Origin of the sequence: Flavonifractor hominis (assembly GCF_040095835.1) — a bacterium.
Classification (GTDB): Bacteria; Bacillota; Clostridia; order Oscillospirales; family Oscillospiraceae; genus Flavonifractor; species Flavonifractor hominis.
This window is the reverse complement of sequence record NZ_JBBMFT010000004.1, coordinates 58091-69834: the sequence shown is the minus strand read 5'-3', so window position 1 is coordinate 69834 and position 11744 is coordinate 58091. Positions and strand designations below refer to the sequence as shown.

General features: G+C 61.5%; 11 protein-coding genes and 1 riboswitch. Of the genes, 8 read left to right on the top strand and 3 right to left on the bottom strand.

Features of this window, described 5'->3' with window-relative positions:
* Positions 1–51 precede the first annotated feature (51 nt).
* The gene (locus tag WMO45_RS07960; protein ID WP_349140101.1) at positions 52–1116 is read right to left on the bottom strand and encodes a branched-chain amino acid aminotransferase; all 1065 of its coding nucleotides are present in this window, start codon (positions 1114–1116) and stop codon (positions 52–54) included.
* Positions 1117–1322: 206 nt separating this feature from the next.
* Between WMO45_RS07960 and WMO45_RS07955 the strand changes: the two genes are divergently transcribed.
* The 8 genes from WMO45_RS07955 (at position 1323) to WMO45_RS07920 (ending at position 10100) form a co-directional block, all read left to right on the top strand.
* On the top strand, positions 1323–3317 hold the full coding sequence (locus WMO45_RS07955; protein WP_349140100.1) for a DHH family phosphoesterase: 1995 nt from the start codon (positions 1323–1325) through the stop codon (positions 3315–3317).
* A 46-nt stretch (positions 3318–3363) separates the two neighbouring features.
* The gene (gene rplI / locus WMO45_RS07950; RefSeq protein ID WP_349140099.1) at positions 3364–3810 is read left to right on the top strand and encodes a 50S ribosomal protein L9; all 447 of its coding nucleotides are present in this window, start codon (positions 3364–3366) and stop codon (positions 3808–3810) included.
* A gap of 42 nt (positions 3811–3852) precedes the next feature.
* On the top strand, positions 3853–5205 hold the full coding sequence (gene dnaB, locus WMO45_RS07945) for a replicative DNA helicase (RefSeq protein ID WP_349140098.1): 1353 nt from the start codon (positions 3853–3855) through the stop codon (positions 5203–5205).
* Between the two features lie 42 nt (positions 5206–5247).
* Positions 5248–6618, top strand: a complete 1371-nt coding sequence (gene tilS / locus WMO45_RS07940) for a tRNA lysidine(34) synthetase TilS (protein ID WP_349140097.1) — start codon at positions 5248–5250, stop codon at positions 6616–6618.
* 7 nt (positions 6619–6625) lie between these two features.
* On the top strand, positions 6626–7180 hold the full coding sequence (hpt, locus tag WMO45_RS07935) for a hypoxanthine phosphoribosyltransferase (protein WP_349140096.1): 555 nt from the start codon (positions 6626–6628) through the stop codon (positions 7178–7180).
* Positions 7181–7230: 50 nt separating this feature from the next.
* Positions 7231–9147 (top strand): ATP-dependent zinc metalloprotease FtsH, encoded by a 1917-nt coding sequence (gene ftsH, locus WMO45_RS07930; RefSeq protein WP_349140378.1) that lies wholly within the window; start codon positions 7231–7233, stop codon positions 9145–9147.
* A gap of 136 nt (positions 9148–9283) precedes the next feature.
* Positions 9284–9907, top strand: a complete 624-nt coding sequence (locus WMO45_RS07925) for a peptidoglycan recognition protein family protein (RefSeq protein ID WP_349140095.1) — start codon at positions 9284–9286, stop codon at positions 9905–9907.
* A gap of 67 nt (positions 9908–9974) precedes the next feature.
* Positions 9975–10100 (top strand): hypothetical protein, encoded by a 126-nt coding sequence (locus tag WMO45_RS07920; RefSeq protein WP_349140094.1) that lies wholly within the window; start codon positions 9975–9977, stop codon positions 10098–10100.
* Between the two features lie 55 nt (positions 10101–10155).
* On the opposite strand, the gene WMO45_RS07915 is transcribed toward WMO45_RS07920, so the two are convergent.
* Both WMO45_RS07915 and WMO45_RS07910 read right to left on the bottom strand, forming a co-directional pair.
* Complete coding sequence (locus WMO45_RS07915) at positions 10156–10773, bottom strand: TatD family nuclease-associated radical SAM protein (RefSeq protein ID WP_349140093.1); 618 nt, start codon at positions 10771–10773, stop codon at positions 10156–10158.
* A 15-nt stretch (positions 10774–10788) separates the two neighbouring features.
* Positions 10789–11556 carry a TatD family hydrolase gene (locus WMO45_RS07910; protein WP_349140092.1) on the bottom strand — a complete coding sequence of 256 codons (768 nt, stop codon included), beginning with the start codon at positions 11554–11556 and terminating at the stop codon, positions 10789–10791.
* Positions 11557–11637: 81 nt separating this feature from the next.
* A riboswitch (Fluoride riboswitch) is annotated at positions 11638–11710 on the top strand.
* Positions 11711–11744: the final 34 nt, after the last annotated feature.

The following is an 11744-nucleotide window of genomic DNA, read 5'->3' as shown; positions in this document are numbered from 1 at the left end:
GTGGGCGGCACCGCATGCGGTGCCGCCCACTGGCCGGTCAGGAAGGCTGGCTCACAGCCGGACCACCCACCCGAAGGGATCGGGCCGGGTGCCCCACTGGATGCCGGTGAGGGTATCATAGAGTTTCTGGGCCAGGGGGCCGATCTGGCCGGCATTGACCACCACGTGCTTGTCCTCCCAGCCCATCTCGCCGATGGGGGAGATGACCGCGGCGGTGCCGGTGCCCCAAGCCTCCTTCAGGGTGCCGTCAGCGCCTGCATCAAAGAGCTCCTGGGCGGTGATGAGCCGCTCCTCCACCTGCATGCCCCAGCTGCGCATAAGCTCGATGCAGGACTTGCGGGTGATGCCCGGCAGGACGGAGCCGGTAAGCATGGGGGTGACCACCGTATCACCCAGCTGGAACATAACGTTCATGGAGCCCACTTCTTCGATGTACTTGCGGTGGACGCCGTCCAGCCACAGCACCTGGGCGTAGCCGTGCTCCTCAGCCCGCTCACCGGCACGGATGGAGGCGGCGTAGTTGCCGCCGCACTTGGTGTAGCCCGTGCCGCCCCGGACGGCGCGCACGTCCTCGCTCTCCACATAGATCTTCACCGGGTTGATGCCCTCGGCGTAATAGGCGCCCACGGGGCAGGCAATGATGCAGAAGATATAGTTGTGGGCGGCGTGGACCCCCAGTGTGGGGGTGGTGGCGATGATAAAGGGACGGATGTACAGAGAGGTGCCCGGCTTGGAGGGAACCCAGTCGGCCTCCAGGCGCACCAGCTGTTCAATGGCGGCCAGAGCGTCGTCTTCATCCAAGGGCGGGATGCACATACGCTCGCAGGAGGAGTTGATGCGTTTGACGTTCTCCGTGGGCCGGAAGAGCTGGACGCCGCCGTCGGGAGCGCGGTAGGCCTTCAGCCCCTCAAAGACCTCCTGGGCATAATGGAACACCATGGCAGAGGGCTCCAGGGACAGGGGAGCGTAGGGGACAATGCGCCCATCATGCCAGCCCTGGCCAGCGGTGTAATCCATGATAAACATATGATCGGTGAAGCTCTTACCAAACTGCAGGGTGTCCGGGTCGGGTTTGGCCTTGAGGACCGCGGCCCGCTGCACGGGAAATTCCTTCATGGGAATGGCCTCCTTGAAAACAGTGATCGTATGAACCAAAGTATGGCAGTTTTAAAGAAAAAAGAATGTAAAACAGGATACAATGGAAGGGATTCTTATTGTATCACAACGAGAAAGTCACTGCAAGCGCACTTGTTTTTGACAGGCGTGTCTGGTATAATAAACTCTCTTATTGTAGACAAATTTACTGCCTGGGAGGGAATCGCATGCGGAAAAATAAACTATCCCATCTGCTGGAGCCGAGCCTGCGGTTGTACTTCGGCTTTTTGCTGGTGTTTGCCGCGGTGACCGCCATTTTCAGTGTCCCCGTGGCGGTGATGGAAGCGGCGGTGGTGGTGGTGCTCTACCTTTACTTCCGCAGTACCAATGCCCGCCGGCAGAAGGAGATCCTGAAATACATCGAGAATGTCACCTGCAATATGGACACCGCAACCAAGGATACCATGGTAAATGCGCCTCTGCCCATGGTCATCTTCCGGCCGGAGAACGATGAGGTCATCTGGTCCAATGACCGCTTTTTGCAGATCACCGGGGAACGGGACCATATGTTTGACACCAAGATCACCGCTGCGGTGCCCGACTTTTCCTCCCGCTGGCTCATGGAGGGCAAGACCGAATGCCCGTCAGAGGTGCGCATTGGGGAGAACCGTTTTTTGGTCTTCGGCCATCTGGTGCGCACCGAGGATCAGGGGGCCCGGGGGTACCTGGCTACCACCTATTGGGTGGATGTGACCAATCTGGCGCAGGTGCGGGATGAATACTATTCTACCCGGCCGGTGGTGGGCATCCTGACGGTGGACAACTATGAGGAGCTGATGAAAGGGGCTACGGACAACGCCAAGTCCGCCCTGCGCAGTGAGATCGACCAGCGTCTGGCCCAGTGGGTGGCCCCCGCTCAGGGGGTCTTCTGCCGGTACGAGCGGGACCGTTATCTCTTTGTGTTTGAAGAGCGGTTCCTGGCCCAGTTCCAGGAGGCGAAATTTTCCGTACTGGACAGTGTGCGCCAGGTGACCAACCATGCCGGAATCCAGGCCACCCTGTCCATCGGCATCGGCAAAGAGGCCGATTCTCTGGGAGAGCTGTTCCAGTATGCGGCCTTGTCGGTGGAGATGGCCCTGAGCCGGGGCGGCGACCAGGCTGTGGTAAAGAACAAGTTTAATTTTGAGTTCTACGGCGGGCGCACCAAGGAGTTGGAGAAACGCACCAAGGTGAAGAGCCGGGTCATGGCCAGCGCCCTGGGCGAACTGATGGCCGACGCTTCCCGGGTGTTCGTTATGGGTCACAAGTACCCGGATTTGGACTGTGTGGGTGCGGCAGCCGGCGTGTGTGCCATTGCCCGAAAGAAGGGCGCGCCGGTGCACATCGTGCGGGAGCCGGGCCAGAACCCCGCCAGCGGCATGGTGGAGCGGCTGAGCGAGCTGGCCGAGTATAAGGATGTATTCCTCTCCCCTCAGGACGCCATCCTCCTGGCCGATCCCAACTGCCTGCTGGTGGTGGTGGACACCAACCGGCCCGAGCAGGTGGTGAGCCAGGATCTGCTGGAGGCGGTGCACAAGGTGGCGGTCATCGATCACCACCGCCGGGCATCCTCTTACATTGCCGATGCCGCCCTCAATTTCCACGAGCCCTATGCCTCCTCCGCCAGTGAGCTGGTTACCGAGCTGGCCCAGTATCTGCTGGAGCCGGCTGATCTGCTGAAAACCGAGGCGGAGGCGCTGCTGGCCGGCATGGTGCTGGACACCAAGCAGTTCACCATGCGCACCGGCAGCCGCACCTTTGAGGCGGCCGCCTTCCTGCGCCGCTCGGGCGCGGACACCGGTGATGTAAAGAAGCTCTTCCAGAACGATCTGGAGGGGATGATCGCCAAGTATTCCATCATCCAGAATGCCAAGATGTATAAAGCGGGCATCGCCGTGGCCCGGGTGGACCACACTGTGGGGCGGATCACCGCCGCTCAGGCCGCCGATGAACTTTTGAACATCTCTGGCATCGACACCTCCTTTGTTCTCTTCCCCGATCAGGAGAACCGGGTCATCCTCTCGGCCCGCAGCATGGGGGATGTGAATGTGCAGGTGGTGCTGGAGAAGCTGGGGGGCGGCGGCAACGCCGCCACAGCCGGCGCCCAGGTACCGGGCAAGAGCGTGGATGAGGTGTACAACCTTCTTCTGCAGGCCATCGATGAGTACCTGGAGGACGAATAAAACCGATTACGACGCAAACGGATAACCAACGAAAGGACGAATTACCATGAAAGTGATTTTGCAGCAGGACGTAAAGGGTCAGGGCAAGAAGGGCCAGATGATCGAGGCCAGCGACGGCTACGCCCGCAATTTCCTCCTGCCCCGGAAGCTGGCTGTTTTGGCCACGGCGGAGAACGTCAACACCATGAAGATGCAGGAAAAGGCCAAGAAGGCCCAGCAGGCCGCCGAGAAGGCCGAGGCTGAGGCCACTGCCGCCCGCCTCAAGGAGCTGAGCGTCCAGATCGCCGCCAAGGCGGGCAACGGCGGACGGCTGTTCGGAGCGGTGACCTCCAAGGAGATCGCCGACGCCCTGCAGGCTCAGCACGGCATTGCCATCCAGAAGACCAAGATCGTGCAGGATGAGCCCATCAAGGCCTTTGGTACCTACGAGCTCAAGTGCAAGCTGGGTTATGAGGTCACCGGAACGCTGAAGGTGGTCGTGACCGAGGCGTAAAACATCCGGAAGGACGGATTTTTTCATAGGGAGGTGCAGCACATGGCAACGGAGGAAGAACTGCTGGCCCGGCAGATGCCCCACAGCGCGGAGGCCGAGCAGAGCGTACTGGGCTCCATGCTCATTGACTCCCGGTGTGTGCCCGAGGTCATTGAGGCCCTGCGGCCCGAGGACTTCTATCTGCGCACCAACCGGGAGATCTATGAGACCATCTACTCCATGTTCAATTTCTCCCTCACCATCGACCCGGTGACCGTGCTGGAGCACATGCGCCAGAACGGGGTGTACGACGAGAATACCTCCCGCAAGTATGTGCTCCAGCTCATGGAGATCACCCCTACGGCGGCCAACGTGAAGGAGTACGTGGCCATCGTGAAGGACAAGGCCCTGCTGCGGCGTATTGCCGAGACGGCGGGAGACCTGACCGCCCTGATCCAGGAGGGCACCGGTACTGCCCAGGAGGTGCTGGAGGCCGCTGAACAGCGCATCTATGCCATCCGGCAGGGCCGGGCTGCCCAGGGCCTGACCCACATCTCCAGCGTCATTCTCAATGTGTATGAGCGGCTCAACGAACTGGCCGCCAGCGACGCGGCGGTGCCCGGCCTCAGCACCGGCCTGCCCGATGTGGACATGGCCATCTCCGGCCTGAATAAGTCCGACCTCATCCTGCTGGCCGCCCGCCCGGGCATGGGCAAGACCTCCTTCGCCCTGAACATGCTGCTCCACGCGGGCAAGTTCTCGGGCAAGACGGTGGTCTTCTTCTCTCTGGAGATGAGCCGGGAGCAGCTGGCCATGCGTCTGATTTCCGGCGAGTCCTTTGTGGACAACAAAAAGCTGGTGACGGGCAAGCTCAGCGAGGAGGATTGGACCAAGATCGCGGCCGCATCGGCGGCCCTCAACCAGACCCAGATCCTTATCGACGACAATCCCTCCCTCTCGGTGGCCGACATGAATGCCAAGTGCCGCCGGGTAGACAACCTGGGGCTGGTGGTCATCGACTACCTCCAGCTCATGACCTCTGCCGGCGGACCTCAGCGCAGCGGAGATAACCGTCAGCAGATCGTATCCGATATCTCCCGGGCCCTGAAGATCATGGCCAAGGAGCTCAACGTGCCGGTAGTCTGTCTGTCCCAGCTCTCCCGTGGACCCGAGAGCCGGTCGGATAAGCGCCCCATGCTCTCCGATCTGCGTGAGTCGGGCGCCATCGAGCAGGACGCCGACATCGTCATGTTCCTTTACCGGGACGACTATTATAACGATGACAGCGAGAATCACAATCTGGCCGAGTGCATCATCGCCAAGAACCGCCATGGCGAGACCCGGACGGTGGAGCTGCAGTGGCTGCCCGAATACACCACCTTCTCTTCCATCGACCGGCGGCACGAGGAGTATTAAACATACCCCGGATACCGAAACCGCTGCGGCAAAGGAGACCCTATGCTGGAGAGTGTCAGAGCCCTGACAAGTGAATACGACATGCTGCCCCAGGGAGAGACGGTGCTGTGCGCCGTCTCAGGAGGGGCCGATTCCATGTGTCTGCTCCACCTGCTGCATTCCATGGCGGAAGAAGGGGGCTTTCGGGTGGCGGCGGCCCATTATCACCACGGGATGCGGGGGGCGGCGGCCGACGCCGACGCCGCCTTTGTCTCGGACTGGTGCCGGGAACGGGGCATCCCCTGTGTGGTAGAGCGGGGAGACGTGTATGCCGAGGCAGAGCGCCGGAACCAGGGCGTGGAGGAGACCGGGCGGCAGCTGCGGTATGAATTCCTCCGCCGCACGGCGGCTGAGCTGGGCTGTGGGCGTATTGCCACGGCCCACCACGCCGACGACAATCTGGAGACTCTGCTGCTCCATTTGGTCCGGGGAGCGGGGCTCCACGGCCTGGCGGGCATCCCGCCGCGGCGGGGAGAGATCGTCCGGCCTTTGCTTACCACGCCGCGGGCGGACATCGAGGCATACCTTCAGGCCAACGGCATCCCCCATGTGGAGGACTGCACCAACACCGATGAGAGCTATGCACGCAACCGTATCCGCCATCAGGTGATACCAGTGCTGCGGCAGCTCAACCCCCGCCTGACCGAGCGCTGTGCTGAGACGATGGGCTATCTGCGGGCTGACAACGACTATCTCAACGCCCAGGCGGCCGCCGCCTGCTGCCATGCCCGCTGGGCGGAGGACGACCTGGTGATCGAGGCACGGTATCTGGCGGACCTGCCCGCCGCCATCGCCCCACGGGCGGCCCGCCGCCTGCTGGAGATGCTGGGGGACGGCAACACCGACTGCTCGGCGGCCCATCTGAAGGCCATCGTGGAATTGGCCCGGGGGGACGACCCCTCCGCTGTCGTGTTTCTGCCGGGCGGAAAGCTGGCCCAGCGGGTGTATGGGGAGCTGCTGCTCACCACCCGCAGCGAGCCCCTGCCCCCCTTTCATCCCATACCGCTGGCGCTGGACGGAGAGACGGCCCCTGAGGGAACCCCGTGGCGGGTGTCCTGTCGGGCGACCATCTGCCCGGAGGAGGGTATGGGACGGCCCGGAGCCTTTTATCTGGCCCGGGACGCTTTGGAGGGTCTGCCGATGCTCCGGCCCCGGCAGACTGGTGATGAGATCGCCCTGCCCCGGCGGGGAGGTACCAAGACGGTAAAAAAACTGTTGATCGACGCCAAAGTCCCCCGGCGGGAGCGGGAACGTATTCCGGTGCTGGCGGATGGACGGGGTGTAGCGGCAGTGGCGGGCTTTGGCCCGGATCAGAGCCGGCTGGCTCTGCCCGGACAGCCGGCCTATGAAGTGATCATATGGAAGGAAGGGTAAGGGAAGTATGGAACACATTCTGGACAAAGACGTGGAACGGGTGCTCTTTTCCGAAGAACAGCTGCGGCAGCGGGTAGCGGAGATTGCTGCGGAGATCGACCGGGACTACGCCGGTAAGGAGCCGCTGCTGGTCAGCGTACTGCGGGGATCCTTCGTCTTTATGGCCGATCTGGTGCGGCAGATCCACCTGCCCTGCACAGTGGATTTCATGGCAGTGTCCTCCTACGGTTCGGGTACGTCCAGTTCCGGCCAGGTGAAGATCGTCAAGGACCTGTCCGAGCAGATCGAGGGCAAGGATGTGATCGTCATCGAGGATATCCTGGACAGCGGCAACACCCTGAGCTATCTGCTGCAGATCCTCCAGGCCCGCAAGCCGGCCTCCGTGCGGCTGTGTACCCTGCTGGATAAGCCCTCGCGCCGTACCAAGCCGGTGCAGCTGCACTACGCGGGCTTCTCCATCCCTGACTATTTTGTGGTGGGGTATGGGCTGGATTACGACGAAAGGTACCGCAATCTGCCCTATATCGGCGTTTTGAAGCCCTGCGTGTACGAGGGCAAGTAAAATACGTTGCCCGGAAAGGACGTGTCCCGAGATTGAAACGGAGAGCAAGCATGCGCGATGTGGGCTTTTATGTCCTCATCGCCTTGATTTTGATGATGACCGTCTTTGCCCTGCAGGGCGGCCTGGATAACACCCCGGCGGCCACCTATGGAGAGATCCGCCGCCTGCTGGAACAACAGCAGGTGGAGCAGGTGGAGCTCAAGGACAACACCGTCACACTCACCCTGAAGGGGATGCCGGAAGGTCAGAACCTGGTGACCTATGAGGTGGCCGATCCAGAGTGGTTCTACAATGACTTCAATGATCTGATCGTGGAACAGCTCCACCAGGGTATCATTACCGACTACGACTATCCTCAGGGGTGGGAGCCTCCCTTCTGGGCCTCCTTCCTGCCCTGGGTGGCGGTGCTGGTGGTGTTTGGCCTTTTGTGGTACTTCATGTTCCTGCGTCAGGCAGGTGCCGGCGGAGGCGGGGGCGGCGCTGACCGTACCGCCCGGTTTGGACGGGCCCGCACCCGCAGCGGCGCCGACGAGCAGAAGAAAGTCACCTTTGACGATGTGGCCGGCGCCGAGGAGGAGAAGGCGGAGCTGCAGGAGATCGTGGAGTTTCTGAAGGAGCCCAAACGCTTTCTGGAACTGGGAGCCCGCATCCCCAAGGGTGTGCTGCTGGTGGGCCCGCCGGGTACCGGCAAGACCCTGCTGGCCAAAGCGGTGGCTGGGGAAGCAGGTGTGCATTTCCTTTCCATCTCGGGTTCGGATTTTGTGGAGCTCTATGTGGGCGTGGGCGCCTCCCGCGTCCGGGATTTGTTTGACCAGGCTAAGAAGAACGCGCCTGCCATTGTATTCATCGACGAGATCGACGCCGTGGGCCGTCAGCGCGGCGCGGGCCTGGGCGGCGGCCATGACGAGCGGGAGCAGACCCTCAACCAGCTGCTGGTGGAGATGGACGGCTTCGGCAACAACGAGGGTGTGGTGGTCATGGCGGCCACCAACCGGCAGGATATCCTGGATCCCGCTCTGCTGCGTCCCGGCCGGTTCGACCGGCAGGTGTACGTGGGCTATCCCGACATCAAGGGCCGGGAGGCCATCCTGAAGGTCCATGCCCGCAACAAGCCCCTGGGGGACGACGTCTCCCTGGCCGAACTGGCCCGGGGCACCGGCGGGTTTACCGGCGCGGATCTGGAGAATTTGATGAACGAGGCGGCTCTGCTTTCCGCCCGAAAGCACCACCGTTTTATCGGTATGGATGAATTGAACGAGGCGGTCATCAAGGTCATTGCCGGACCGGAGAAGAAAAGCCGGGTGGTTATTGAACGGGAGCGGAAGCTCACCGCCTACCATGAGGCGGGCCATGCGATTGTCATCCATGACCTGGAGAGTCAGGACCCGGTGCACCAGATCACCATCATTCCCCGGGGTATGGCGGGTGGCATGACCATTTCGCTGCCGAAGGAGGACGTGACCTTCCAGTCCAGGCAGCAGCTCACGGAGCGCATTGCGGTCTGCCTGGGTGGCCGGGCCGCCGAAGAGCTGGCGCTTGGGGATATCTCTACGGGCGCGGGCAGCGACCTGCAGAAGGCCAGTTCCATTGCCCGCAACATGGTCACCCGCTACGGTATGAGCGAAAAACTGGGCAATGTGGTCTTTGATTCCGGCCATGACGAGGTGTTTATCGGCCGGTCCATGGCCCAGACAAAGAACTACTCCGAGGAGGTGGCCGCTCTCATTGATGAGGAGATCCGTGCCCTCATCGATGGCGCCTATGACCGCTGCCGGCAGATCCTCTCTGCCCGGCGGAGCCAGCTGGATTTTGTAGCGGACTACCTGCTCAAATATGAGAATATGGACGCGGAGACCTTTGAGCAGGTCTTTACCGATCCCTCGGCTGTCCGGCCTCCTGTTGCCTATCAGGCGGTGGAGAAGGATGCTGCGGCTGAGCTGGCCGACCGAAAAGAGAACGAGGACTGATCACACGGAAACAGAACGGGGGCGCGTGTATGGCACGCGCCCCCGATTTCTGTCAATCGTAAGAAAACCGTAAAGGACAGACTGGGACAAGTCTGCTATAATAAAGGCAAATCTGTCGAAGGAAGTGCCCCCGATTATGCCCACCCAGACTCCTGTCCGGCGCAGGCTCTCTCCCCTGCCTGGTCTCATTCCCGGCCTGATCCTCCTGGTGGCGGTGCTGGCCGTCATTAAATGGATCGATCCCTTTGCACCCAAGGAGCTGCATGTCCCCGACACCCCGGACTGGGTGGAGGAGGAGCTGCTGCCCATCAACCCCTATTCCCGTCCGGGCACACCCCTGGAGCAGGTCAACGGTATCGTTATCCACTATGTGGGCAATCCGGGTACCACCGCCGAGCAGAACCACAGCTATTTTAAGAATCTGGCCCAGACCGGAGAGACCTATGCCAGCAGCCATTTTCTCATTGGCCTGGACGGGGAGATCATTCAGAATGTTCCCCTGGATGAGATCGCCTATTGTTCCAACCAGCGCAACGATGACACCATTTCCATTGAGTGCTGCCATCCGGACGAGAGCGGGAGTTTTAACCAGGCCACCTACGACTCCCTGGTGCGCCTTACCCGCTGGCTGATGGAGCAGTACGGATTGGACCGGGACCAGGTCATTCGCCACTACGACGTGACGGGTAAGATCTGCCCCCGCTCCTTTGTGGAGCACCCGGAGACCTGGGAGACTTTTTTGGACGACATTTCGAAATAAGTCCGTTTTATGGGACAGCTTTTCTGCTACACTGAGAGCACAACGAAGCAGAAAGGAGCGCTGACCCATGAGTTATGAGATCCGTTATATTGGTGGACATGTAGAGGTATACGACCAGGCGGGCCGCTTCCGGTTCTCCGCCGACTCCGAGTGGGAGGCGCTGGCGGAACTGGAGCATGAGCACGCCGCATAAAAAGATGAACAGGGCGCCCGGCCGATGGCCGGGCGCCCTGTCTGGTGTATTGGATTCAGTCGGGGATGTAGGCCCGGATACGCAGAGTGACTCCCAGCTCTTCCGTGATGGCACGGCAGCGGGCGATCTCTTCGGGGGTCTTGTCCTTGTCCACGATGGTCATTACCACGTGGGGCACATAATCCCGGCATTTGCGGGCAAAGTCCAGCATGGCGTCCCAGGCCTTTGTTCCCTCCCGGGGCTGGGTGACGGCGCAGTATTCCTCCGGTGTGGAGCCGTTGAGGGAAATGGAGATCGTGTCGATGCGCCCCTTTAGTTCGGGCGTCACGTCCCGGCCCAGGAACAGATTGGCGTGGCCGTTGGTGTTGATACGCACGGGGGGCAGGTTGGGGACGCGCTCCTTCAGCTGGTCCACCAGCCAGAGCAGATCGTCCGTGCGGTACATGGGCTCACCAAAGCCGCAGAACACCAGCTCCCGGTACTGGGAGAAGTCCCGGGCCAGCAGGTCTGCCAGAGCTTCCTCCCGGCTGGGCTCGTGTTCCAGCCACAGATCGTCGGCGTAGATGGAACCTTTGTGGCCGTTGTGACGCAGGCAGAACACACAGTTGCAGTCGCACCGGTTGGTCAGGTTGACATAAAGCGCCCCTTCGTATTCATAAGAGATGGTCATCATGGCAATTTGCCTCCTTTACGAAATGCCAAAAAAGCGTTTGCCGTTCTCCAGCGTGGCGGCCAGGACTTCCTCGGTGGTCAGACCCTTGAGCTGGGCCACCGTCTGAGCCATGAGTGGGATGAGGCTGGAGTCGCACCGGCTGCCCCGATAGGGCTCAGGAGCCATATAGGGCGCGTCGGTCTCCAGCATCAGCCGGTCCAGGGGCAGCCAGCGGAGGATCTCAGGCGCCCGACGGGCGTTTTTGAAGGTAATGTTGCCGGTGAAGGAGAGCATCCAGCCCCGGTCCACCAGCACCTTGGCATCCTCGATGCTGCCGGAGTAACAGTGGAACACACCGCGGGTGCCGGGGTGAGCACGGACCAAGTCCATGCAGTCCTTGTGGGCGTCCCGGTCGTGGACGATGGCGGGCAGGTCCAGCTCCTGGGCCAGGGCGAGCTGGGCGGCAAAGACCTCCCGGGAGAAGGCGCGTTCCTCCGGGGCCTTGACCCAGTAGTAATCCAGGCCGATCTCCCCCACCGCCACGCACTTGGGGTGGGCGCACAGGGCGCGGATCTGGTCCAGCTGATCCAGGGTCATCCCCTCCAGATTCTCCGGGTGGAAACCAGCGGCGAAATAAAGATAGGCGTATCGCTCCGCCAAGGCCTGGGACTGGCGGGAGCTGGCCAGGTCGCAGCCGGGGCAGACCACCAGCTCTACCCCCTTCTCAGGCAGGGAAGAAAGCAGTGCGTCCCGGTCGGTGTCAAAGGCATCATCATAGTAGTGGGCGTGGGTGTCGAAGATCATAAGGGCCTCCCAACGTTGTTTTTTTCATCATACTCCCTTTTGGCAGCGTTGACAAGAGGGCGGGGCTGTGGTATACTGCCCGAGGAATACGGGGATGAGGTCCTCCCGGGGCGTGCGCCCGAACCGCCGAACGGCTGATGACTTCTGCAAGTTTTTGCAGGGGGCATTGGCTTTTTTTGTGCCCTCTG